This is a genomic window from Candidatus Sulfidibacterium hydrothermale (assembly GCF_020149915.1).
Lineage (GTDB): Bacteria > Bacteroidota > Bacteroidia > Bacteroidales > F082 > Sulfidibacterium > Sulfidibacterium hydrothermale.
In genome coordinates this window covers 1337409-1362376 of record NZ_CP083760.1, presented here as the reverse complement: position 1 = coordinate 1362376, position 24968 = coordinate 1337409, and the positions used below count along the sequence as shown (strand labels likewise).

16 protein-coding genes are annotated in these 24968 nt (G+C 46.1%); 12 read left to right on the top strand and 4 right to left on the bottom strand.

The window, feature by feature from the left end:
• The first annotated feature begins 10 nt into the window (after positions 1–10).
• The 11 genes from LA303_RS05340 to LA303_RS05290 all read left to right on the top strand — a co-directional run bounded on the left by LA303_RS05340 (position 11) and on the right by LA303_RS05290 (position 18212).
• On the top strand, positions 11–1534 hold the full coding sequence (locus LA303_RS05340) for a RagB/SusD family nutrient uptake outer membrane protein (RefSeq protein ID WP_240526891.1): 1524 nt from the start codon (positions 11–13) through the stop codon (positions 1532–1534).
• A 5-nt stretch (positions 1535–1539) separates the two neighbouring features.
• Positions 1540–3090, top strand: coding sequence for a hypothetical protein (locus tag LA303_RS05335; protein ID WP_240526890.1), 1551 nt, complete (start codon positions 1540–1542; stop codon positions 3088–3090).
• The gene (locus LA303_RS05330; RefSeq protein WP_240526889.1) at positions 3080–3241 is read left to right on the top strand and encodes a hypothetical protein; all 162 of its coding nucleotides are present in this window, start codon (positions 3080–3082) and stop codon (positions 3239–3241) included. The genes LA303_RS05335 and LA303_RS05330 overlap by 11 nt, the downstream gene beginning before the upstream one ends.
• 40 nt (positions 3242–3281) lie before the next feature.
• The gene (locus LA303_RS05325) at positions 3282–5564 is read left to right on the top strand and encodes a glycoside hydrolase family 3 N-terminal domain-containing protein (protein ID WP_240526888.1); all 2283 of its coding nucleotides are present in this window, start codon (positions 3282–3284) and stop codon (positions 5562–5564) included.
• A gap of 17 nt (positions 5565–5581) precedes the next feature.
• A complete protein-coding gene (locus tag LA303_RS05320; protein ID WP_240526887.1) occupies positions 5582–7192 on the top strand; it encodes a sulfatase family protein in 1611 nt (536 codons plus the stop codon).
• Between the two features lie 80 nt (positions 7193–7272).
• Positions 7273–8220: an alpha/beta hydrolase gene (locus LA303_RS05315; protein WP_240526886.1), complete on the top strand. Its 948-nt coding sequence runs from the start codon at positions 7273–7275 to the stop codon at positions 8218–8220.
• A 102-nt stretch (positions 8221–8322) separates the two neighbouring features.
• Positions 8323–11409 (top strand): sulfatase-like hydrolase/transferase, encoded by a 3087-nt coding sequence (locus LA303_RS05310; RefSeq protein ID WP_240526885.1) that lies wholly within the window; start codon positions 8323–8325, stop codon positions 11407–11409.
• Positions 11410–11418: 9 nt separating this feature from the next.
• Positions 11419–12882: a sulfatase gene (locus LA303_RS05305; protein WP_240526884.1), complete on the top strand. Its 1464-nt coding sequence runs from the start codon at positions 11419–11421 to the stop codon at positions 12880–12882.
• An 87-nt stretch (positions 12883–12969) separates the two neighbouring features.
• On the top strand, positions 12970–14664 hold the full coding sequence (locus tag LA303_RS05300) for a sulfatase family protein (RefSeq protein ID WP_240526883.1): 1695 nt from the start codon (positions 12970–12972) through the stop codon (positions 14662–14664).
• Positions 14665–14667: 3 nt separating this feature from the next.
• Positions 14668–15765 carry an SGNH/GDSL hydrolase family protein gene (locus LA303_RS05295; RefSeq protein WP_240526882.1) on the top strand — a complete coding sequence of 366 codons (1098 nt, stop codon included), beginning with the start codon at positions 14668–14670 and terminating at the stop codon, positions 15763–15765.
• A 44-nt stretch (positions 15766–15809) separates the two neighbouring features.
• On the top strand, positions 15810–18212 hold the full coding sequence (locus LA303_RS05290; protein WP_240526881.1) for a T9SS type A sorting domain-containing protein: 2403 nt from the start codon (positions 15810–15812) through the stop codon (positions 18210–18212).
• A gap of 127 nt (positions 18213–18339) precedes the next feature.
• Here LA303_RS05290 and LA303_RS05285 read toward each other — a convergent pair whose 3' ends face one another.
• From LA303_RS05285 to LA303_RS05270, 4 genes are all read right to left on the bottom strand, one after another.
• Positions 18340–19557: a 6-phosphofructokinase gene (locus LA303_RS05285; RefSeq protein WP_240526880.1), complete on the bottom strand. Its 1218-nt coding sequence runs from the start codon at positions 19555–19557 to the stop codon at positions 18340–18342.
• 174 nt (positions 19558–19731) lie between these two features.
• Positions 19732–21009, bottom strand: coding sequence for an aspartate kinase (locus LA303_RS05280; RefSeq protein ID WP_240526879.1), 1278 nt, complete (start codon positions 21007–21009; stop codon positions 19732–19734).
• A gap of 12 nt (positions 21010–21021) precedes the next feature.
• Positions 21022–23001 carry a fructose-1,6-bisphosphatase gene (locus LA303_RS05275; protein ID WP_240526878.1) on the bottom strand — a complete coding sequence of 660 codons (1980 nt, stop codon included), beginning with the start codon at positions 22999–23001 and terminating at the stop codon, positions 21022–21024.
• A gap of 103 nt (positions 23002–23104) precedes the next feature.
• A complete protein-coding gene (locus tag LA303_RS05270) occupies positions 23105–23395 on the bottom strand; it encodes a hypothetical protein (RefSeq protein WP_240526877.1) in 291 nt (96 codons plus the stop codon).
• A 199-nt stretch (positions 23396–23594) separates the two neighbouring features.
• Here LA303_RS05270 and LA303_RS05265 point away from each other — a divergent pair, with 199 nt between their 5' ends.
• Positions 23595–24821 (top strand): serine hydrolase domain-containing protein, encoded by a 1227-nt coding sequence (locus LA303_RS05265; protein WP_240526876.1) that lies wholly within the window; start codon positions 23595–23597, stop codon positions 24819–24821.
• Positions 24822–24968: the final 147 nt, after the last annotated feature.

Here is a 24968-nt window from a genome sequence, read left to right as displayed (position 1 = left end):
ATATAAAGACATGAAAATTTATAAATACATCATTTCAATAACAATGGCCTTCCTCGTGGCTTCGTGCAGCCTGACGGAGACACCGCCATTTATGTCAAACGACAGTGCTTATGCCACGCTTGACAATGCCCGGTCTTCGCTGGACGGTGTATATAACGCCATGGTCAACTACGGAGACTACTCCCACCAATTCCTTTATCTGACTTACGGAAACTCCGGTTTCTTTGTCTCGGGAAAAGGAAACAGAAACACACAATCTGACAACGTGCATTTATGCTCCTTGCAACCGCTCAACAGCACTCCGCACCTTGAAAGAGTCTGGAAACAAAGCTATCAGGCCATCGGACGTGCCAATGACATTATTGCGTCCATGAAACCGATTGACAATCCGGCAAATTCCGATCAGGAAGGAATGAATGACGTATTGGGACAAGCTTATTTCCTGCGGGCTTTTAACTATTTCAATCTGGTACGGCTTTGGGGTGATGTACCGTTGCGGTTAGCTCCCACGCTGCCATCCACGATAAACATGCCCAAATCGCCGTCCAAAGACATTTACGCTCAAATCATTAAGGATGCGGATATCGCCAAAACGCTGATGTATCCTAAAGGAAAAGAACGTAAAGGTTATCCGGCTGCCGAAGCGGCCAGCATGCTAAAAGCCAAAGTATATATGACACTGGCTACCGCAGATCAATCCATTCAGCCAGATCCGAACGCCAATTACTGGCAACTGGCCTACAACGAAGCCAAAGAAGTGTATGGAAAATACCAGCTGGTTAGCGATTATGCCACTTTGTGGGACGAAAATACCGACAACACTGTAGAATCGATCTTTGAACTGCAGTTCAACGAAATACAGGCAAGCAATTATCCGCGGCTCTTCACAGCTTACGGTGCCACCGAAGGAAAAACCTGGGGACGTCTGAAAATCAATCCCGAAGTTTATGATCTTCAGGCTTCTGTTTATCCCAATGACCCACGAATTGCCCAGACTTTTATCAGCGAATATTTCAATGTAAAAAGAAATAAACTGGTAAAAGTTTATCCTTCAACTAACCGCACCTATTTCGGAAACGGATTTCCCTACCTTTATAAATATTGGGAAAAGAACCCGAAAAACACATCTAATGTAAATAACAAAAACTTCATTGTATACCGTTATGCCGATCTGCTGCTGATGCTGGCTGAAATTTCCAACGAACTGCAGAACGGTGAACAAATGGGCTATGTAACCCAGGTACTCGATCGCGTGGGATTAAAACCGCAAGCTGAATATTACAACGGTCAGGAAGGTTTCCGTAAAGCCATTATGGAAGAATACCGTTTTGAGCTGCTGGGAGAAGGACACGACTGGTTTAATAACCGCCGACGCGGATATCAGTTTTTCCGCGAAAATGTTATTGTCCCCCACAATACAGCACCGACTTTCAACCCGAAAATTGATGTAACCCTGCTGGACAATGACGAAAGTGTAATGCACCTGCCCATACCAGCCAGTGAAATCAACACCAATGAAGACATTAAAAACTAAAGACCATGAAAAGATTATCTTATAAAAATAAAAATATCATTTGGGTTTTCCTTGCGGGATTGTTATACATTACTTCGTGTACCGAGAAATTTCCGGAGGACTACACGCCCTATCATCCCACGCCCGTTACAACGGCCAACGTTGATCTGAAATATGACGCATTGCAATCCTATCCTGTCAGTGCTTTGATTAAATCAGACACGCCAAGCTACCAGGTAGAAGGTGTTTATACTTTTGGTATCGACACAATTATTGCTTCAGATGGAGGATCTTTCATTTATAGCAAATTTAGCATCGACAAAACAACAGGAGTTATCACGTATGACAATACAACCAACTCCATCACGCCGGGATCTTTTTCGGTTTCGGTATTCATGTCGAATCCCACCGGAATAGCCGTAGTAGATACTGCTTTTAAATTAAGTATTCTGGATGTTCCCATAAGTATCTCAGTGGATAATCCGGTTGTTTATGCCAATGTGTTGCAGCAAGGAGTAATTGCTACCGTCACTTACAAAGACGAATCACCCGACCAGTCCATTACTTCTGTTGATTACTCCATCGACCCGGCTGTAAAAGGTTTTTCCATTGATTCTGACGGAAAAATCAATAAAACAGTGGATGCTGCACCTAATTCTACCGATACGCTTACTATTTTGGCAAAAACAAATCTCGGTGTAAAAGTTTTCAAAAATGTCGTTGTTGTTCATGTAGGAGCTCCACCGGCCATTTTGTACACACAATCTAACGGAACCGATACTTTACACAAAGTAACCGTATCACCGGTAACGCCTTATACTTCTCAAAAGCCTGTTCTGACAGGAATGAACTCTGACGGCGGATGGGAAATCATTCTGGCAGATACCGTTCCACAGGCCGTAAAAGATGCGCTGTCTATTGACACCGATGGGAAAGTTTCGATTGCTGCCAATGCGAACCTGCCCGAAGGAAGCTACGTCGTAGGCGTTAGAGTAACCAACTCATCAGGAATCTCCTTCGATTTTACCGATTTGTTCACCATCACCATCATGACCAAATGGGGAGAAATCGCTTACACCGATGCTGAGTTTGGAGACGGAACCATTACTTATGGTGCCGATGCAGCTTCTGCCACATCATTTACAGATGGCGGTGGATATGCCAAAGGATATCATGGCGCAGATGCCACATTCAATTCCTGGATTATCGCTGCCGTTAAACTCTCCAGCGATTGGAACGGAAGCAAACTTCAGATTGTGTTTGATGAGCGTAATGGCTGGGGTGCCAAACAGGATCCGGTTTATGCCGAAACCGTGCGAACCCTGCAATATTCGTACGATCAGATCACCTGGAACGACTTAATGGCTCCTGATGATCCCAACTGGGCAACATCTGGTTCCGGGGTATACATTACTACGGATGCACCTCTGATGGAAAACATCGATCTTTCCCAGTCAACAATCTATCTGAAATGGCACTACGACAACAGTGCTTCAGCAACCAAAACCAAATCGGTATGGATGCTGGACAACCTGACTTTTAAATATACCGAAGACTTTGGTGTAATTGAAGAATAACACGGTCATTATCCGGTGGCTGGTTTTATCAGCCACCGGATATTTTACACATGACATCATGCAGCATAGCGACAAAAAATACGCATTGATTCAAACCGGATTAATTCTGTTTCTGCTGGTCGTTATCATGCTTTTGGTTTATTTTCTTTAATCGGTTAAATATGAAATTTCAAAATAATATAGGTCTTTTAATGGCCGTTGTATTTTCTTTTCTTTCGGTTTCTGTTTGGGCACAAACAGAAAAAGCGCCGGCCTATCTGAATCCAAACCTGCCGGTAAACCAGCGGGTGGACGATTTGATGAAACGGATGACGCTGCAGGAAAAAATCGGGCAGATGTGTCAGTACGTCGGACTGGAACACGTGCGTGAGTCCATCAAAAAATTGAAAGGAAAAAACCTGAAAGGGGATGACCAGTACGGCATGTATCCGCATCTGAGTATCAACGACCTGAAACAACTGACGCGGGAAGGAAAGATCGGCTCATTTTTGCATGTAAAAGATGCCCGCGAAGCCAACGAATTACAACGGCTGGCGATGCAGTCGCGGCTGAAAATTCCGCTGCTTTTGGGTATTGACGCCATCCACGGCCATGCTCTGATTTACGGGGCAACGGTTTATCCCACACAGCTCTCACTGTCCAGCTCGTGGGACGACAGCCTGTTGTACCAAATTGCCAAAGCTACCGCAGCAGAAGTACGGGCTACCGGTATGCACTGGACATTTTCGCCCAATGTGGAAATTGCCCGCGACCCGCGCTGGGGACGCACCGGCGAAACTTTTGGCGAAGACCCGTTTCTGGTAACCCGTCTCGGTGTAGATTTTACCGAAGGTTATCAGGGAAACTGGGGGAAAAACAACATCCTTGCCTGTGCCAAACACATGACCGGCGGCGGTGAACCTTTCAACGGGCTGAATGCCGCTCCGCTGGACGCTTCCGAACGGCGCCTGCGCAATGTGTGGCTGCCGCCGTATAAAGCCCAGGTGGAAGAAGCACACGTTTACACCATCATGGCAGCCCATAATGAAATTTCGGGAACACCCTGTCACGAAAACAAATTCCTGCTGACCGACGTACTCAGAAACGAATGGGGTTTTCAGGGCTTTGTGGTTTCCGACTGGATGGACATGGAACGGATTTATACCCTGCATCATGCTGCACCAAGTTACGACGCAGCCTACCGGCAGTCCATCGAAGCCGGTATGGATATGCACATGCATGGTCCCCGTTTTCTGAAATCGGTCGAGAAATCGGTTGAAACCGGAAAATTAGACGAAAAATACATCGATAATGCTGCCCGGAAAATTCTCTATGCCAAATTTAAACTCGGTCTGTTCGATTCGCCTTTTGTCAACGAAAAGAAAGCCGAAAAAGCACTTTTCACCCCGGCACACCAAAAGCTGGCTTTACGTGCTGCCCGCGAAGACATCATCTTACTGAAAAACAACGGACTGCTACCACTGAAAGGGGCTAAAAAAATCCTGGTAACCGGTCCGAATGCCAACAACCAGCGCATTCTCGGCGACTGGGCTTACCGCCAGCCTGACGACCATGTAACTACGGTTTACGAAGGGTTTAAAGAAATCTTTTCCGGTGCACAGGTTGACTTTATCAACAGCGGCGAGAGTCTTCTTCATCCTAACGACGAACTGCTGAAAAAACCGGTTTCCAAAGCCGCCGGTTACGATGCCGTAATTGTAGTGGTGGGTTCCAACTCACTGCGCTACGACGACAAAGAAAAAAACTGTGGCGAAAATGTGGACCGCGGAACGCTTAACCTGATGGGAAATCAGTTGAAACTGATCAAAGAAATTTATGCTAAAAACAAAAATGTGGTAGTCGTTTTCGTCAACGGACGTCCGCTGGCCGAGCCGTGGATAAAGAAAAACATCCCGGCCATTATCGAAGCCTGGGAACCGGGTGCTTTTGGCGGACAGGCCATTGCCGAAGTGGTAAAAGGAACCGTTAATCCTTCCGGAAAACTAACCATCACCATTCCTTACAGCGTAGGACAAGTTCACATGATTTACAACCATCTGCCGTCGGCTTATCTGCATAAATATGTGGATATTCCGAGCAGTCCGTTGTGGCATTTTGGCTACGGCATCAGCTATACTACCTACAAATACGCCGGTTTACAACTTCCCAAACAGGTGCACCTGAACGACACCATTACCGCATCGGTAAAAGTGACCAATACCGGAAACCGCGACGGCGTGGAAATCGTCCAGCTTTACATCCGCGATGATTATTCTACTGCCACCCGGCCGGTAAAAGAGCTGAAAGCCTATCAACGGGTACTGTTGAAAAAAGGTGAAACCCGCACGGTAACATTTCATCTTCCGGTTGCTGCACTGGCTTATTACAATGCACAGTCAAAATACGTGGTGGAACCCGGAACATTTACCATCATGGTGGGTTCTTCATCGCGAAACAAAGACCTTTTAAAAGGCAAAGTATTGGTAATCAAATAATTTTTAAATAAATAAAAATGAAAAGAACAAAACAAATTATTTTTTCTTTCCTGTTGGCTTCTGCCGCCTTGTTTTCCTTTTCGGTACTGATGACTTCGTGTCATTCCACAACGGCAAAAAAAGCTCAGGCAAAAGACAGCCGGCCCAACATCATTTACATCATGGCCGACGACCACACCACACAGGCAATCAGCGCTTACAACAAGCGTTACGCCAAATATTTTCCGACCCCCAACATCGACCGGATTGCCAAAGAAGGAATCCGTTTCGACCGGGTGTATTGTGCCAACTCGCTTTGCGGTCCCAGCCGGGCTACCATCATCACCGGAAAATACAGCAACGAGAATCATTATTACAAAAACGAACACGGCGGCCATTTTGATCCCAACCAGTGGACCTATCCGCAGGAAATGCAGAAACACGGTTATACCACTGCCATGTTCGGAAAATGGCATCTCGGCACCGTTCCCCGTGGCTTTGATTTTTTCATGTATCATGATAATCCCGGCCAGCAGGGAACCTACTGGAACCCGCTGTACAACTACAACGGTAAAAAAGTGGTCATCAAAGGTTACGCCACCAACATCACAGCCGACTCGGCTCTGGCCTGGCTCAACCGTGTAAAAGACGGCAAAAAACCGTTCCTGCTTTTATTGCACTTTAAAGCACCGCACCGTAACTGGTTCCCGGACAAAAAATACCAAAACATGTATCCGAATGTGGAAATGCCTTATCCGCCCACATTTAACGACAACTACAAAACCCGCGAAAAAACAGCAGGCAACACCTGGATGACCATGGACTTCCTGAATCATAAAGACATGAAGCTCAAACCACCCAAAGGACTGAAAGGCAAAGCACTGCACGAATGGTATTCGTACGGCAACAAACCCGGTCAAGACTGGATGCCCCCCGGATGTAAAACCGAACAGGAAGCCCGTAAATGGAAATACCAGCGGTTTATCAAAGATTACCTGGCCTGCGTAAAATCGGTGGACGACAAAGTGGGTGACGTACTTAACTTTCTGGACAAAAACGGACTGGCTAAAAACACCATTGTGGTTTATACTTCCGACCAGGGATTTTATCTCGGCGACCACGGCTTTTTCGACAAACGTTTTATCTACGAACCGTCGTTCCGTATGCCATTCCTGATGCGTTATCCCGCCAAACTGAAAGCCGGACAGGTGGACAGCACGCTGATTTCAAATGTGGACTTCGCCCCCACCTTCCTCGATTTTGCAGGCATCAAGCCACCCGCCAACGCAGGGGTTCAGGGACGCAGTTTCAAAGATATCATCGAAGGAAAAAAGAACGTTCCGTGGCGTAAAGCAGTATATTATCATTACTACGAATTCCCGTGGTGGCACCATGTGGAACCGCATTACGGCATGCGCACCAAACGGTATAAAATCGCCCATTTCTATTACGACATTGACGTATGGGAATTTTATGATCTGAAAAAAGATCCCGACGAACTGCATAACGCGATCAACGATCCACAATATGCTGACATTATCGCGAAGATGAAAAAGCAACTGAAAGCACTGATGAAGCAGGTGAAAGACACCGGAAGCCTGCAGCAGTTCAGGGAAATTACCGATAAAGATTTTGGAAAACTGAATTAGCATAACACTTTTCCATCAAAAGTAACAGGGAATAGTCGCCCTGTTACTTTTTTGATTTTCTGATGCAACAAAAAAAGACAATGAATATCCGGAACAAATTTCTGTTTTTCGTTTTTCTGATGTGGGCTGCCGGGTTGCAGGCCCAGAAACCGGCTTTTGCCCCCGATACGGCCATCGTTTATAAAAAAGCCGGACCGGTGGCTTTAAAAATATTCATCTTTTTACCGAAACATCAGAATCCGGAAAAATCGGCACTGGTATTGTTTCACGGCGGGGGATGGAACAACGGAAAGCCGGCTTACATGTACCGGCATGCCCGTTATTTCGCCAACAGGGGAATGACCGTATTTTGTCCTGAATACCGGTTACGCAATAAAAACCACACCACCATTGTGGAAGCGGTGCGAGATGCCGAAAGTGCCATGGCATGGGTACGAAAACATGCCGCGGCTTTCCATATTAATCCGGATAAAATTGTAGCCGGCGGCGGCTCGGCAGGCGGACATCTCGCCATCATGACAGCACTGGATACTACGATTAACCAAAATATTCCGCCGGCAGATTTCCGTCCCGATGCTTTGTTGCTATTCAACCCGGTACTCGATGTCAGCAAAAACGGATACGGACACCAACGAATTGTGAACGAAATAAAACCTTACCGCCTGTCGTGGCAGGCATTTTCGCCCATTGACAACATCCGGCCGGGACTTCCGCCGGTGTTGGTCATGGTGGGCGACAAAGACAAAGTATTGCCCAAACCCACGGCATTGCGGTTTGAAGAAAAAATGAAAAAAGCAGGAAACGACTGCACCGTAAAAATTTATCCGGGCGGCGAACACACTTTTTTCAATTTTGGTTATGCCAAAAAAATGGGCTATCCCCCCGGCACAAAAAATCGTTATTACTACGAAACATTACAACAGGCAGACAACTTTTTGGTAAACCACGGATTTTTATCCGGCCACGTACAGATAAAAATCCCCAAAAGTGCCATTTACCCAATAAAAAAACAGAAAAACAAGGAATAATTACGGCCCGGGAAATGTCTGATAAAAGGCCGCATAAATAATCTTAAAGAACTTTTTCTGTCGGATACTTTCCCGTAGAAATTATATTTAAACAAGAAACGCATGAAACGGAAACTGATTTACATCTCTTTATGGGCACTGATGCTGCCTTTTTCACTATTCTCGCAAAACAAGCCGCAAAAACTGAACGTACTTTTTATTGCTGTGGATGACCTGAAGCCCACCATTGGCGCTTATGGCGACAAATTTGCCAAAACCCCGAACATCGACCGGCTGGCAAAAGAAGGATTTCTTTTTCAACAGGCCTATACCGAACAGGCCGTCTGTGCCCCGTCGCGTGCCAGCATGCTCACCGGGCTGCGTCCCGACCGTACCAAAGTATGGAATCTGCACACCAAAATCAGAGCCAAAAATCCCAACGTGATCACATTGCCGCAGCTCTTTAAAGAAAACGGATACATCACTTACGGCATTGGTAAAGTTTTCGACCCGCGCAGCGTCGATCACGGTCACGACAGCCGCTCGTGGACCATTCCGTACGTACAGCCGGCTCATTTACCCTGGACGGTTTCGCGGCCGCTTCTGGGTTATTACCGTTCGCCCGAACACGAAGCCAAGATCCGGTTTTACGAAGACTTAGGCAAAGCCAAAGGACTGAAAGGAAAAAAGTTAGCCAACTTCGTCAGAAAAAACTACAAACCTTCCACCGAAAAAGTGGACGGTCCCGACGACATTTATCTCGACGGGGTAATTGCCCGGGAAGCGCTGAACAAGCTGGATCAGTTTGCCAAAGAAAAAAAGCCGTTTATGCTGATGGTGGGATTCAAAAAACCACACCTGCCCTTTGTGGCCCCCGCCAAATACTGGAATATGTATGACGAAAAAAAGGTACCGCTGGCCAAATTTCAAAAGCATTCGAAAGGCGGACCGGCACTGGCCTATCATCACAGCCCCGAATTACGTTCATACACCGACATCCCGCCGGTGTATCCCAAAGACGGACTGTTAGAAACCGCCAAACAACGCCATCTGATTCACGGATACTACGCCTGTGCTTCGTATGTGGATGCCCAGATAGGAAAACTCATGGACAAACTGAAAGAAACCGGTCTGGATAAAAATACCATCATCGTACTGTGGGGCGACCACGGCTGGCATCTTGGCGACCACAACCTATGGACCAAACATACCAATTTTGAACAGGCTACCCGGCTGCCGCTGATCATCTATTCGCCGGAGATAAAACCCGGAAAAACAGCCATTCCGGTAGAATCGCTGGACATTTTCCCTACCGTTTGCCGGCTGGCCGGGGTAAAACCCGATAAAGCCGTTCAGGGATTCAGTTTGATTCCTTTGATGAACGGGGAAAAGCCGAAACGCGATTTTGCTATCTCGCAATGGCCCACCCGCGGCGGCAAAGGCGGCATGGGTTATTCCATCCGCACCCGGCGCTATCGTTACACCGAATGGTACGAATCGTACAAAAGCACACAGCCGCGAAAAGGCATCCGCCCCATCGCTACCGAACTGTATGATTATGTGGAAGATCCGCTGGAAACCCGTAATCTGGCAAAAAACAAAAAATATGCCGATGTACTGAAAAAGCTGCAGGATACGCTTCACCGCTTTTTGGACAGCCAGGTACTGAAAGGACAGGCTGCCGCAAATGCCGGCACTTTAACGGTTACCGCCGGCGAAATTCCGGGCAAGCCCAAAGGCCCGGCTTTGCGTCAGCTGGTAGCAAAAAATTTCAAACCCGGCACAGTGTATATCGGGGCCACCATCGATTATCAAAGCATCGGCACCCTAAAAAGTCGCCTGCTGGCTGAACAATTTTCGTACACCACGCCGGCTAATGCTGTAAAACAACATGCTGTTCATCCCGAACCCGGAAAATGGAACTGGCAAAAAATCGACAAGGTAATCCGCTTTGCCCAAAAGAACGACATCGTCGTACGCCTGCACGGGCCGGTAAGCCCGCAATGCTCACCTTGGGCCAAAGAAGACAACCGTACACCGGCCGAACTGTTACAAAACATGACCGAATACATGACAGCCGAATGCAAGCATTTTCAGGGCAGCAAAACGGTTAAATGGATGGATGTGGTTAACGAAACCGTGGACAAAGGCGGAAAATGGTTCGGCCCTAAACCGGGAATCCACCAGTGGGAAAATCCCTGGTTAAAAATCGGGCTGAACAAAGACGGCATCCCGATTTACATTGTAAAAGCTTTTGAAATTGCCACAAAATATGCCGATCCGAACATCAAGCTGGTGTATAACCAGCACCTGACCATGGATCCGGTGGTATGGAACAAAGTAAAATCCACGGTGCTATACCTGAAGAAAAAAGGATACCGGGTGGATGCCATCGGCTGGCAGGCTCACCTGAAACCGGATAATAACGTGGGACTTGACCCCAAAGCCTTGAAATATCTTGGCAAACTTATTGACTGGACCCACGCTCACGGCATGGAATTTCATGTTACCGAGCTGGACGACAAAATAGCCGGTCCTTACAACGACAAAGCGGCAAAAATTCAAGCCATGGCTTACGGCAACATTTTAAAAGTGCTGCTCAGCAAACGCCATTCGGGGGTTGTAGCCTGCAACACATGGGGTTTAAAGGACGGCAACGGCAAATATAACAACGGACACCGCTATATGTTCGACCACGAGCTGCGGGCCAAACCGGCTTATTACGCTTTTCAGAAAATACTGGAACATCCTGATGATCTGAAACTTGAATTTCCGGTACCGGAAACATCTGCTACCACTTTTCATGGCGGATTTATCAAAAACGGCGGATTTGAGAACGGGATGAAAAACTGGCTGAAATGGGGGGATACCGAAACAGATACCGACAATGCCTTTGCCGGAAAAACCTGCATTGCCATGGGCCCCAAATCGGGAATCAAACAACAGGTAAAAGGACTGAAACCCAATACCCGTTACGTACTCACGGCTTATGTAAAAAATGATACCGGTGATAAGATAACCGTAAAAGTTGAAGTTGACGGCAATTCCAAGCCCGTTGCCAAACGAACAGGGGCAACCCAATACACCGAAATCCGCGTTCCGTTTACCACCGGAAGCCATCCGAATGTAAAAATCATTATTCAAAAATGGGGAAATACCGACAAAGGTTTTTCCTATGTGGATAACATAAATCTGAGAAAACTAAAGTAAGTAACTACGATGAAAAAGGCCGATTTTCAATTGGTATGGAAAACTTTTGCCACTGCCACTGCTATTATTCTGCTGATGCTTTTCTTTGTCAAGGCAACCGGCATCCAAAAACCACAAAAAAAGAACGTACTGATTTTTGTTGTGGACGATTTGGGATATTATGACCTGTCGTCGCACGGTTCAAAACTGTACGAAACACCGAATATCGACAAGCTGGCCAAAGAAGGCATCGAATTTGACCATGCCTACGCCAGCCATCCGCGCTGCACGCCTTCGCGCTATGCCATTCAGACCGGAAAATTCCCGGCACGCAACCAGATTCCCGGTCCCGGCGATGCCCTGGCTGCCAACGATACATCCATCGGGCAGGCTTTTAAAGACAACGGCTATCACACCTTTTTTGCCGGGAAATGGCATCTCGGCAAAAAAGAAACCGACTGGCCACAATACAAAGGGTACGATATCAACAAAGGCGGTTGCAGTGCCGGCGCGCCCATTTCCTATTTTTATCCCTACAACGTCAGCCAGGATAAAAACAAAAAAGGCGAAAAACACCATCGTCCCATTATCGGACTCGATGACGGGAAACCCGGTGAATATCTGACCGACCGGCTGACACAGGAAACCATCCGGTTTATCAAAGAAAACAAAAACCGGCCGTTTTTTGCTATGCTTTGCCATTACGGTGTCCACACTCCGTTTCAGGCGCCCAAAGCTTTGATTCAAAAATACAAAGCCAAAGTGTCCACACTACATTTTTCCGGTCCTGATTATTTAATGAAAGACGGACAAACCAAAACCCATCAGGACAACTACGTGTATGCTGCCATGATCGAAAGCGTGGACAAAAGCCTCGGTAAAATCATCAACGTTTTAAAACAGGAAGGCATTTTAAACAACACCATCATTGTTTTCACATCCGACCACGGCGGACTGTCGAACCGCGGAATCAACAGTCACCGCGAGCTGGCTACGGCCAACCTGCCGCTGCGTGCCGGAAAAGGACATGTTTACGAAGGCGGTATTCAGGTGCCGTTTATTATTTACGACCCGGTACTAACCCCGAAACATCATTGCAAACAGGTAACCGTCAATACCGACATTTACCCTACCCTGCTCGACTTGTGCGGGTTACCGCTGAAACCCCGCCAGCACATCGACGGGATAAGCATGAAAACTTTTATGCAAACCGGGAAAACCGTTGACCGCACCCTGTTCTGGCATTCGCCCAAAGGACGTCCCAACCAAACCGGCGACCACACCTGCTCGGCCATCCGTGTGGGGAACTACAAACTCATTGATTACTATCCGCAACACCGGCTGGAACTGTACAATCTGAAAAAAGACCCGGGCGAAACCAACAACCTTGTACAAGGGAAAAAAGAGCTGGCGAAAAAACTGGATAAAGAACTAAACGATTGGAAAACACAGATTCATGCTTACGAAAAGACAAAGAAAAAGCTCATACGTTAAATTAGGTTCGCGGATAACCTGTTCCGGCTGCAATGCAGCCGGAACAGATATCCAAAGAAAACAGAAAAGAAACAAAATGCTATACAAATGAAAAAGTTATTACTGCTCGTTTTTGTATTTTTCACGGTCTTTCCGGTGGTGGCCCAGAAAAAAAACGACGACCGCCCCAACATTCTGTGGCTTACCTGCGAAGACATCAGTCCGTATCTCGACATGTACGGTGATTCTACCGCACACACACCCAACCTGGATCAACTGGCCAAAGAAGGAATTGTTTTCGACAATGTTTTTGCCGTGGTACCGGTTTGTGCCCCCAGCCGTTCCGACATCATTACCGGCATGTATCCCACTTCCATCGGCACCATGCACATGCGCACGGCGCACGATGTGCATTCGTGGGGGAAACGCGATTATTCGGGTCCGAGTATTGCCGTGGACATCAATGGCAACAAAGTACCGCTTTACTCGGCAGTTATCCCGCCTTACGTAAAATGTTTTCCTGAATATCTGCGCAAAGCGGGATACTACTGCACCAACAACGACAAAACCGACTATCAGTTTGCCGCACCGGTTACCGCCTGGGATGAAAACAACAAAAAAGCCGAATGGAAACACGCCCCCAAAGGCATGCCGTTTTTTTCGGTTTATAACCATTTTGTAACACACGAATCGCAGATATGGAAACGGAAAAACAAACCGCAAACCGTATCGCCGGACAGTGTTCCGCTGCCGTCCTATTTCCCGGACGATTCCATTGTACGGCAGGATGTTGCACGGAATTATTCCAACATCGAAGTGCTGGACAAACAAATCGGTGAAAAAATCCGGGCATTGAAAAAAGCCGGGTTGTACGACAAAACCATCATCTTCTTTTTCAGCGACCACGGCGGCCCGTTGCCCCGCGGCAAACGCGTGAACTACGAATCGGGACTGCATGTGCCGTTCATCGTACGCATTCCGCCCCGATACATGAAAAAATACGGCCCCGGCCCCGGTAAAATCAAAAACGGCCATGTGAGCGAACTTATTTCGTTTGTCGATTTGGCCCCCACCGTATTATCCATTGCCGGCGTTCCCATTCCGGCGTACATGCAGGGACAGGCTTTTCTCGGCCCGCAGCGTGCCAAAACCGAACGGAAATACATCTTTGCTTCCGGCGACCGTTACGACGGCATCACCGACCGCAACCGTGTGGTACGCGACCACCGTTACATGTACGTCAGAAACTACCACACCAACCTGCCGTGCTACAAAGACATCAAATACCGCAAACAAATGGACATGATGCGCGACATGCTGCGGCTGATGCAACTCGGCAGGCTGAACAAAGACCAGCTTTACTGGTTTCGGCTGCAAAAAGTACCCGAAGAACTGTACGACATCAAAAACGACCCGGAAACACTGCACAACCTGATTGACGATCCGAAATACAAAGCCAAAATCGCCGAATTGCGCAAAGCGATGGACAACTGGCAGGCCCGCGTGGGCGACATGGGTTCCATCCCCGAAAAAGAGATGTTTTTGCAAATGTGGCCCAAAGGCATCCAGCCGGTTACCGACCGTGTGCACATCACCAAAAAAGGCCGCATGGTTACTCTTTCCTGCGATACCAAAGGGGCTTCCATTGCTTATCTCATCAGCGATAAAGATTTTAAACCCGGGCTAAATGCCGGATGGAAGGTGTATGACCAACCGTTGGTGATTCCGAAAGGGAAATACCTTTACACCATGGGAACGCGTATCGGATACAAAGACAGTGAAATAGGAAAAATGAAATTTTAAGAAATGAAGCTTTTAAAACAAACAGGAAGTCTGATTTTTTTATCCGTGATACTTTTTTCATGTCTTCCCCTTCAGGCACAAAATGCCAAACAGTTTATTAAGCCAAACGACAACCGCATCCGGATTGAAGGTGCTTTTTTCCTGAAAAAAACGGACAACAAAATGATTATCAACCGGCATGAAAAGAAAATTATCGACATACCCGAAACCGAAGCCAATCCGAAAAATGCTTTTACCCAGTCGGGGGTCACGCTTTCTTTTGTTTCCGACAGCAAAAACATCAAAATCCTGCTTTCGCCACGCAAAGGAACCAGCCACCGGCATTCGGTTTTTGGTGTTTTTAAGAACGGAAAACTTTATAAACAGATTGCTGTTCTTCCGCGAAAAGACACCGCTTTTAACGGTATTGCTTTCCAAAATCCTGACGGGAAAACAGCCGTATGGGAAATTGTCTTCCCGCCCTATTACGGCGTAAATTTCAACGGAATAGAAACGGATAAAGGAAGTCATTTTGCCGCGGCACCGCAGAAAGACAAACCGGTGTATGTAGCCATCGGCAATTCCATTACGCAGGGCACCGGCCAAACCGCCGGATTTCAAACCTGGCCCTGGATACTGGCACAAAAAGAAGGATGGCAATTGTATAACCTGGCCGTGGGCGGTTCAAAAATATCGTGGCCTTTTGCGCTGGAACTTGCCGGTAAAAAAGTGGACGTGATCACCATTTTATGGGGCTACAACGACTGGAACAAAGGTTACACACCCAAAAAACAAATTATCCCGCGCTATACCAAACTTTTATCTATTCTTTTAAAAGACCATCCTAAAGCCAAAATCTACTGCATCACCCCGACTTTTACCTACCGGCAACAACCCAAACACGGAACGGTTTCGCTGAATGAAATCCGGCAGGCTGAAGCAGATGTGGTCAGAAAATTTCAAAAAAAAGGATATAAAAATCTTTTTCTGATTGACGGAAAAAGCCTGACAGGTCCTGAAAACATGAAACCCAAAGGCAGTAAGGATGTGGTACATTTCACCCCGAAAGGGGCCCGGTTGTTTGCCGAAGCATTGTACAACGCAATAAACCAAGTGCACTAAACCTTACGAAACTTCCGTTTGACACATAAACCCAACAGGATAAAATGAAAAAATCAGCATTGACCGTTTTTATCAGTTTGTTTGTTTTGGCTTTGTCGGCCCAACCCCCCGACCCGCCGCTTTCGCCGGCACAGGCAGTTTCCATGCTCGGAAAAGGTATCCTGATGGAACCGCAGGCCGGCAACGTAAACATCGGATTTTCGGCACCTTATAAGCCGGCTTACGGCGATTCGCTGGTCGCTGCCGGATACCAGAGTGTCCGCATCCGCTACCAGGGCGACAACAATCCCATGATGCAAGCCATTGCCGACGGTCCGCCTTACGACGCTGCCGACGATGCCTTGCTGGATCAAACCGATTCCATTATCACCGACTTGCTGAATAAAAACCTCGGCGTGGTACTGACTTTTTACGGACTTACAAAGGACAATCCGGGCGATTTGCACAAAATGGCTGCCTGGTGGGGTTACGTGGCCAACCGTTTTAAAAACAAAAGCCACCGGCTGATTTTCGATTTGTTTGTAGAACCCTGGACACTCGTACACAACAGCGACCCGCACCGCATCATGGACTACTACGATTCCATCACGGCTGAAATCAGAAAAACCAATCCCGACCGGATTATCATCTACTTCAAAATTCCGCCGGCTGACGCTTCGTCCAATCCGTACGGCCCCGGAACAAAATATTTTATGACACAGGCTTACAACCCGGTTCCTAAAGGGGCCGGCCGGTATTTCATGTGGGATTTTCACGTTTTAAAACCCGATGCCCGCGACAACATCCGGTTGGTAGAACAGGCCTGGGAATACATGGATTCCACCAAACAGGTGGTTTGGAGCGGCGCCTGGAATGCCAAAAATACAGATAACGAAATGTGGGTAGCCCGCCCCATTGCCTATCAGGTTACCCGCCGTTTCATCGACCGGGGCATCCCGTCGGCTTACCTGATGTTTTTCGACGGCGCCACTTCTCTTTTCGATGCCGAAATGGACAGAAACCACAACGGAAAAACCGGCGAATGGCTTTATCCCGGCTTTCAGAAAATCATGACCGAAGGGCCTTCTGTCTGGTGGAACATGCTGAGTAATCCCGGATTTGAAGACGGCATGAAAAAATGGACCGTTACCGGCGGAAATTACACGATAGAGCTGAAAAACGAAAACCATTTCCTTCAATTTCCGGCTACTGCCGACGGACACCTCACCCTTTCGCAGGATGTTACACTGGCATTAAAAAACAACGGTCCCGGAGTTTATGACGTACTGGCTTATGTTTCTTCGCAGGGAACCAGTACCGTGCAGTTTGTATTGGAAGGCTCGGCCGGCGGCGGCAATTTCAGCGATGCAAGCACTGTTAAAACCGTACAAAAAGGACATCCTGTATTACTTCATCTGAAAATAAATGCCGGTTGGGACGGCACGCTGCAAAATGCCGTTTTTTCCATTCGCACGACAGGCGATGCCGTTACCATCGACAAAACCGGTTTAACCCAGTTTTTCTATAAAAATCCGAAACTCAATATTTATCTTTGGCCCGGCGAACGGCTGCATCACGACAGTTATTCTTTCAAATCCAATTCGGTTCAGGACATCAACGGGCAGCTCAGAAGTCTGATGAACAAAAGCATTACCGCCGATAACAACACGGTGAAAGCACTGGCCGACAGCATCAACACAGTCACCCGGCAACTGGAAAACCGGCTGATACAACTCATTGGTTCCGATTATCAATACACGTCCGAAGGCACCCAGTACCGGCTGGGCGGTTACTACCAGGGAACAGCCAACAGTCAATACAGAAATCTGGTGGACCGGTACATCAGCGGGAAAGATGCCACGGCCTATCAGCTCAACAACAAACTGATCAGTTTCCAAAACCAGTCGCGCGATTATTTCATTTTCAACAATCTGGATTTCAGAGAATTATTTTACGATGTTTATCGGGGATATCCTACGGAAGTAAGACAAAAAATTCCAGTGGATACCACGGTAACCGTAACCGGTTCCACGCTGACAGCCAACCAGTCCGGCGCCGATTACCGCTGGTGCGATTGTAACAACCTGTACAATCCTGTGAACGGGGCCACAAGCCAGTCGTTTACCCCCGACTCATCCGGAAATTATGCCGTACAAATCACCCTGAACGGCTACACGGTTACTTCAGCCTGTTACCCAACGGATATTACCGGCATCCGGCCGGCACATACGCCCGCCGGTGTGAAAATATATCCCAATCCGGCACACGATTATTTTGTTCTGCAAACCGAAAAAAAACAGGGGCCTTTTCAATTAAAAATCAGAGATGTGCAGGGACGGTTAATCAAAACCTTTTCCGGGCTGTACCCCCCGGAAGTAAAAATCAGCTTACCGTTTCCGAGCGGCATCTATTTCGGGGAAGTTCTGTTCGCTAATCAGAAATCATCATTTAAAATCATCAAGGAATAAAAAAGCCATCCCTCTTCCTGTAAAAAGCGATGATTGGACAACCATTAATCTCCAAGTAAAATACAGATAACACAAACGGCGTCCGGAAAATTCGCGAACGCCGTTTAAAAAACATCATAATTTCAGGTTACCATCCCAAAATTCTCCGGAAATCATAATCTTCCGGTTTTTCCAGGTAAATTTTGGCTTCTTCATAATCGCCCGGTTCAATAAACTGTAACCCGTGTTCGAAAATCAATTTCGGTTTTTCTCCGTTGATATCCACCAGTCTCGGTAACACTTTGCCGGTTTCATCGGAAACATCTTCAAGGTACAACGGAGCTATTTTACCACTGTTCGAAGCGGTAACCATACAGGCTGTACGTCCTTCATCAAAAAGTTTTTTCACACCGTATCCCAGCAAACCGCAATACATCAAATCGAAAGCCGTAGGCTGTACACAACGCAGTTCGTATCCCAGTTCCACCGGACGACTTTTCACTTTCAGTCCCAGTTCTTTCAACCGCCGTTGTAGTAAAACATTAAAAATATGGGCTTTACTCACGTTCCCCAATTCCGGATGTCCGTGTTCGTCGTAAGTAAAGTCGATTCCTGAATTTTTAATTTCTTCATCGGACATAAAATGAAAAACGCCTTCGCTCACAATGGCTACTCCATAGTTAATTCCCAGGAGTTTCCGTTTTACAATAGCCGAGATAATCAGTTTAATAATCCGGTCGAAAGTCACTTCCACTTTATTAAACATCTCCGGAATAACGATCATGGGGAAATGACTGGCAGCGCCAATTCCAAACGCCAGGTGGCCGGCTTCGCGTCCCATGGCCGCTGTAACAAACCAGTTACCACTGGTACGGGCATCTTCATATACCGTCTGGGCAATACGCACTCCCTCTTGTTTAGCTGATTGATAGCCGAAAGTTGGGGTATTGTCAGGAAGCGGAAGGTCATTGTCAATTGTTTTAGGAACATGAATATTTTGAATATCCACGTCGTGCTCACGCAGGAATTTCCCCAGCCGGTTGGCCGTAGAGGCCGTATCGTCGCCACCAATGGTTACCAACAGTTTTACGTTGAAATCCACAAAAAATTGGGTACTAAATTCATTATCTTTGGGTTTATAACGGCTCATTTTTAAAGCCGAGCCGCCTCTTTTATGAATATCATCAGCAAATTTAAAGTCGATTTCCTGAACCTGAGGTTCTTCCGCGAGTAATCCTTTATATCCTTCATGAATACCCAAAACCCGGTAACCGGCATCAAGAAAGGCCATGGATACCGAACTAATCACGGAGTTAATTCCGGGAGCCGGACCACCACCGCATAAAATGGCTATTGTATCTTTCATCTGTTTAAAATTTTATTTTCTCTATTTATGTAACCGCTACACTTGTACACCATTTTTTCAATCATCTCATGTATTGTGATTAAAAAAATCTATGTTCGTTTCATTTGTTTAAAAATGAACCACAAAGATAGAAAATGCAGAAAAGAGGCGAAGCAGTTCTTTCTATAAATTTTGTTATTTTTTCACCGGACGCATTAAAACCTGGCGGGTAGTACGGTTTTCATGCAACAAATAAATTTCGTTCCCGCGAAGGAGTTTTTCAAAAACTTTTCCATCATCATGACGAACGGTTAATAATTGCAGACCATCGTTATATTTCAAGATAAATAATTCCTGCAATGCCTGAAACACAGCTTGCAATTTCCGGGGATTTTGGTCAAAACAAACAGAAAAACTCACCGCTGAATTCTGCATCAAGTTGACATGGATTTTATACCGGCTGAAAACAGAAAAAACCGTTTTCAGATTCTCTTCTGCCATAAAAGACAAATTCCGGGAACTGATACTCAGCAAAGTCTGATTCTTCTTCAAAATGATATTCGGTATTTTAGAATCATCCGACTCATCGGCATCAATCAGGGTAGGCTTTGTTTCCGGAGAATAAAACGAACAAACCTTCAACGGAATCTTTTTTCTTTGCAGCGGTTGAATAGTCTTGGGATGGATGACCGAAGCACCATAAAAAGCCAACTCAATTGCTTCGTTATAAGAAACATGCGGCAGCTGAACCACATCCGGAAAAATTCGCGGATCGCCATTCATCAGTCCGGGAACATCTTTCCAGATACAGACTTCCGTTGCATCCAAAGCGTAAGCCAACACTGCTGCAGTAAAATCAGAACCCTCCCGGCCGAGGGTTACCGGATTTCCTTTTTCGCTGCCGGCAATAAATCCCTGTGTTAAAACAATTTTTCCTTGTTGAAGCAGAGGCTGGCAACGGGCATCAATGGTTTTTTGAGTATATGGCCAATGTATAGAAGCCCGGGTAAAATTTTCGTCGGTAACCAGCAACTGGCGGGCATCTACCAACTTCACCGGTAATCTGTTTTTCAGCAACCACGTCTGTACAATCTCTGAAGAAAAAAGCTCGCCAAAGCCAACAACCCAGTCGTAAGCCCGATACGGATCGGCCGGAAGGCGATGCAAAGCTTCCCACAGCCGGCCGAACAACTCTTCCAGCTTCAGAAATAACGGATGATCCGGCTGGAACCGCAAAGCATCAACAAGTTCTGTATGCTTTTTCTTTAATTCGTTGAATTTTTTTTCAAGAAGAGCCTCCTCTTTTTCAAAGCCAAGCTGTAATAACTCTTCCAGAGCATTGGTTGTTTTTCCCAGTGCGGAAACGACCACAACCAGTGGCTGTCCATTAAAATTTTGCACAATGGAGCACAGTTGCTGCATCCCCTGTTTATCTTTCAGCAGTGCCCCGCCAAACTTCAATATCCGCAACATCAAAAACAAAAATTAAAAACGTTCTTTAATCAGTCCCTTCCGGTAAGCCGTCAACAACATTTTCAGGTCACTGATCTGGGTAAGCAATTCTTTTCCGATATCGGTATCGCGTACCCTTTTTCGCACAGCATTGGTTTCTATGTAAATTCGTTTTGAAATGATATCTTTTTCATCTTCCACGGCCTGCCGTTTTGAATCAAAATGTTCATGTTCCACCAAAACCAGTCCGTAAGAGTTATAAATCAAGGTATAACCAGCCACTCCGGTCACTTTCTGATAAGGAAGAGACATGCCGCCGTCAATAACAAATAATTTTCCATTGGCTTTGATAGGACTTTCTCCTTTTTTTACTTTTACAGGTACATGACCGTTAACAATTCGTGAATTTTTACCGGTAAGGCCAAACTCTTTCAAGATGGTGTTACAAACCGCTTCACTTTCATAAGCCAGTTTATAATACGGATTCCGTCCTTCTTCATGGGTTTCTTTTTCGGCGACAAAATAGCGCTCGAAAGTGGCCATTTTATTTTTCCCGAATAGCGGAGACTGTGCCCCACACCACAAATACCACAAATAATCCGCCGTGGTTTCATATTTTCGGTTAAACCGGTAATGGTAAGCTTTTCGGGCCACACGATCAAAATGATCGCAGAGCGCTTTTCCGGAATAAGAAGAGCCTTCTATCTGAAAAGCGGAAAACTTCCCGTTGTCATCCATCGGAATACAACCATGATACAACAGGTTGGCATTAAATGTCAGATACATGCTTCCGTGTGAAAACAAAAATTCAATATGATTTTGCAATCGCTGACTATTTTTAATGCTATTTCCCAATTTTTCCATTACCTCCTGCTCTTCTTCCGTCAGCACATACGGATTTTCCGGATCAATGGTAGGAAAATGCTTGTCCAGCAACTCATATGTTTTCCCTTTCAGGGTGATGGTTCCTTTTTCATAATCGATTTTATCCAGCAACAAACGGTCATCCATCTGAAAATGCGGATTCCGCTGTACCACCTGTCCTTCCAGTTTAAACTGAATAATCGAAATGGCTTTATGCATCTGCCGGATAATCTCAGCATCTTTTCCGTCGTCGCCGGATTTTGCCGCAAAAGGTTTACAGGGATCCCCTTTATATGTTTTCATGGCAAAGGTAGCCAACGGAAGAAGATTAACGCCATAAGCATCTTCCAGTGTATCCAGATTATTATACCGCAAAGAAACACGAATCATATTGGCAATCAGCGCATAGCTTCCGGAGGCAGCTCCCATCCAAAGAATATCATGATTTCCCCACTGAATATCTACCGAATGGTAATCAACAAGACGGTCCATCACTTTTTCAGCAGAAGGTCCACGGTCAAAAATATCACCGATAATATGCAGCCGGTCGATAAGCAAATGCTGAATAAATCGGCAAATGGCGATGATAAATGCTTCGGCCCGATGAATTTCAATAATGGTGTTGATGATGCCTTCAAAATACTCTTCTTTATCTTCGCCACTTTCATTCAATAATTCCACAATGATATACGAAAACGAAGGCGGCATGGCTTTCCGCACCTTTGAGCGGGTATATTTTGATGCTGCCGCACGGGCCACTTTAATCAGACGTTGCAGCGTAATAAAAAACCACTCATCCGGGTCTTCTTCTTCTTTCAACACCAAATCCAGCTTTTCTTCGGGATAATAGATCAAGGTGGCCAAAAGCCGTTTATCTTTCAAACGGAGAGTTTTCCCAAATACATCTTCAATTTTTTTCCGTACCACTCCGGAAGCATTGGCTAAAACATGGCTAAAGGTTTCATACTCGCCGTGAATGTCACTCAGAAAATGTTCGGTTCCTTTAGGAAGATTTAAAATTGCTTCCAGGTTGATAATTTCTGTACTGGCATCCTGTATGTTAGGAAAGCGGTCGGAAAGCAGGCGGAGGTATTTAATTTCTTTTTCCAGTGTATTCACCGGAAAGGCATTTTCATCAAATTTCTGCATAGCGATGGCAACAATGATTATGCGGACAAAGGTAATAAACCTGTATGAAATGAAACCGGCAAAGCGTTAATCCGGAAGAAATATTCCGGGCAGATTACCGCACCTATCCGGGGAGAAGAGAAGGCAACGAAACCATCGAAACTTTTTTTCCTTCGGCCCGGCAATGGGGACACGACGAAACCGGATCAGAAGTTTCAAAACCACAATGCGGACATTTATAAGTCATCACAAAACGTGAAACTTTTCCCCGGCCGGAAAATAGAGAGGTTTTCTTTTTCAGGAATAAAGTCATAAAACCTTCCTGCCCGTAACGGTCTGCCGGATTTCGCCACAGATAAACGGCGGAAGCCACCACCAGCAAGACATAAAACAAAACAAAAGCGAGAAGAATCATTTTTCAACTTTTTTAACAAAAAAGTGCAAAACTCATACCACTTTAAGTATCTAGTTAAAAAACAAATATTTAATAATACACCTTTCGTTTTCACTTCGCTTTTTCCTCTCCCATAACGGATAATACGCCTGTTTTTTCGACCGGCACGAACCGGAATTCGCCCAAACAGGCTATATTTTTTTTAGTTTTGCCCTTTCGTATGAGAAAAAGAGTTTCGTATTTTATCCTGATTGTCGCCGGCTTGTCGGCGTTCCTTTTATATGGCTGCAGGCAACACGTAAAGCCGGACCATCCGGTAACTACGGCTGCCGATTCCCTCCATTTTATCCCTTATTCTTCTTACGACAGTCTGATCATACAACAAAAAGCCAAAGAGCTAAACCGGATTTTTTTACATCTCCGAAGGCGTACCGGCTTTAACGGCGTGGTTTTGTATGCCGAAAAGGGGCGTATTATCCTGGACAAAGCCTATGGTTACCGGAATGAACGAAGACACCGCGACCCGCTTCAAACCGGTGACGCTTTTCAGCTGGCTTCCGGCTCAAAGATGTTTTCGGCACTGGCCATTATGATCTTAAAACACCGGGGAAAAGTAGATTATGACACCGATATACGAAAATATCTTCCGGACTTCCCCTACGAGGGGATTACGCTACGATTAATGATGAACCACCGGACCGGATTGCCCCGTTATATGAGCCTGGCCCAAAAAGAGTGGAAAAACAAAAGAATTCCCATGAACAACGACGACATGCTGGCGTTGTTCGAAAAATACAAACCCACCGTTTATTTCAAACCAAACCACGGTTTTCATTACTGCAATACCAACTATGCTTTACTGGCTAACGTGGTGGAAGCGGTTACCGGAGAGCATTTCGAGGATTTTATCCGGAAAAATATTTTTCAGCCTTTGCACATGGACTCTTCCTTTGTGTACACCATGCGCGGGCTAAAAAAAGTGCCTTTGTATGTTGACAAGGGAGTACCGGGCTGGTATTTACGCGGGTGGCGATGGCGCCGGATGACAAATGATTATCTTAACGGCGTTTTGGGCGACAAAAACATTTACTGTTCGGCTTTGGATTTATATAAATTTGATCGTTCGTGGGATTTGTTCACCCTGCTTCCCGACTCCGTCCTGCGCGAAGCATTTGTTCCCGGAAGTCCCCACTACTGGCGAAGAAAAGACAATTACGGTTTTGGCTGGCGTATCCGCGGTGGCATGGACAGCACCGTTTATCACTTTGGCTGGTGGAAAGGATTCCGTTCTTTCAATATTCGGGACATGAAACACCATAAAACACTTATTGTCCTGACAAACACCGATCATGGCCCAGGATCTGCAACTTTCTGGAAAATCATCCGTTCGGACACTCTTCCGCTTGGCGAAGCCCTCCCTTTGTCGGCAAAACCTAAAATGCACTAACCACCTAAAGAACCCAATTCCGGTTTTTTGTATGGATTTAACACCGGGCTTACTCTGTGCAGACCCCAAATAATTTTTTTCTTATATTTACATCCGATTGAGGAAAAGCCGGTTATACCAATTGTATTTTAAAATGCGCTAACCGTG

Bases quoted from the DNA above. Each gene is read 5' to 3' on its own strand.
- LA303_RS05270 (WP_240526877.1), bottom strand. From the start codon at position 23,395: ATGATTCTTCTCGCTTTTGTTTTGTTTTATGTCTTGCTGGTGGTGGCT.
- LA303_RS05290 (WP_240526881.1), top strand. From the start codon at position 15,810: ATGAAAAAATCAGCATTGACCGTTTTTATCAGTTTGTTTGTTTTGGCT.
- LA303_RS05335 (WP_240526890.1), top strand. From the start codon at position 1,540: ATGAAAAGATTATCTTATAAAAATAAAAATATCATTTGGGTTTTCCTT.
- LA303_RS05325 (WP_240526888.1), top strand. From the start codon at position 3,282: ATGGCCGTTGTATTTTCTTTTCTTTCGGTTTCTGTTTGGGCACAAACA.
- LA303_RS05285 (WP_240526880.1), bottom strand. From the start codon at position 19,557: ATGAAAGATACAATAGCCATTTTATGCGGTGGTGGTCCGGCTCCCGGA.
- LA303_RS05340 (WP_240526891.1), top strand. From the start codon at position 11: ATGAAAATTTATAAATACATCATTTCAATAACAATGGCCTTCCTCGTG.
- LA303_RS05315 (WP_240526886.1), top strand. From the start codon at position 7,273: ATGAATATCCGGAACAAATTTCTGTTTTTCGTTTTTCTGATGTGGGCT.
- LA303_RS05295 (WP_240526882.1), top strand. From the start codon at position 14,668: ATGAAGCTTTTAAAACAAACAGGAAGTCTGATTTTTTTATCCGTGATA.
- LA303_RS05305 (WP_240526884.1), top strand. From the start codon at position 11,419: ATGAAAAAGGCCGATTTTCAATTGGTATGGAAAACTTTTGCCACTGCC.
- LA303_RS05275 (WP_240526878.1), bottom strand. From the start codon at position 23,001: ATGCAGAAATTTGATGAAAATGCCTTTCCGGTGAATACACTGGAAAAA.
- LA303_RS05280 (WP_240526879.1), bottom strand. From the start codon at position 21,009: ATGTTGCGGATATTGAAGTTTGGCGGGGCACTGCTGAAAGATAAACAG.
- LA303_RS05310 (WP_240526885.1), top strand. From the start codon at position 8,323: ATGAAACGGAAACTGATTTACATCTCTTTATGGGCACTGATGCTGCCT.
- LA303_RS05300 (WP_240526883.1), top strand. From the start codon at position 12,970: ATGAAAAAGTTATTACTGCTCGTTTTTGTATTTTTCACGGTCTTTCCG.
- LA303_RS05265 (WP_240526876.1), top strand. From the start codon at position 23,595: ATGAGAAAAAGAGTTTCGTATTTTATCCTGATTGTCGCCGGCTTGTCG.
- LA303_RS05320 (WP_240526887.1), top strand. From the start codon at position 5,582: ATGAAAAGAACAAAACAAATTATTTTTTCTTTCCTGTTGGCTTCTGCC.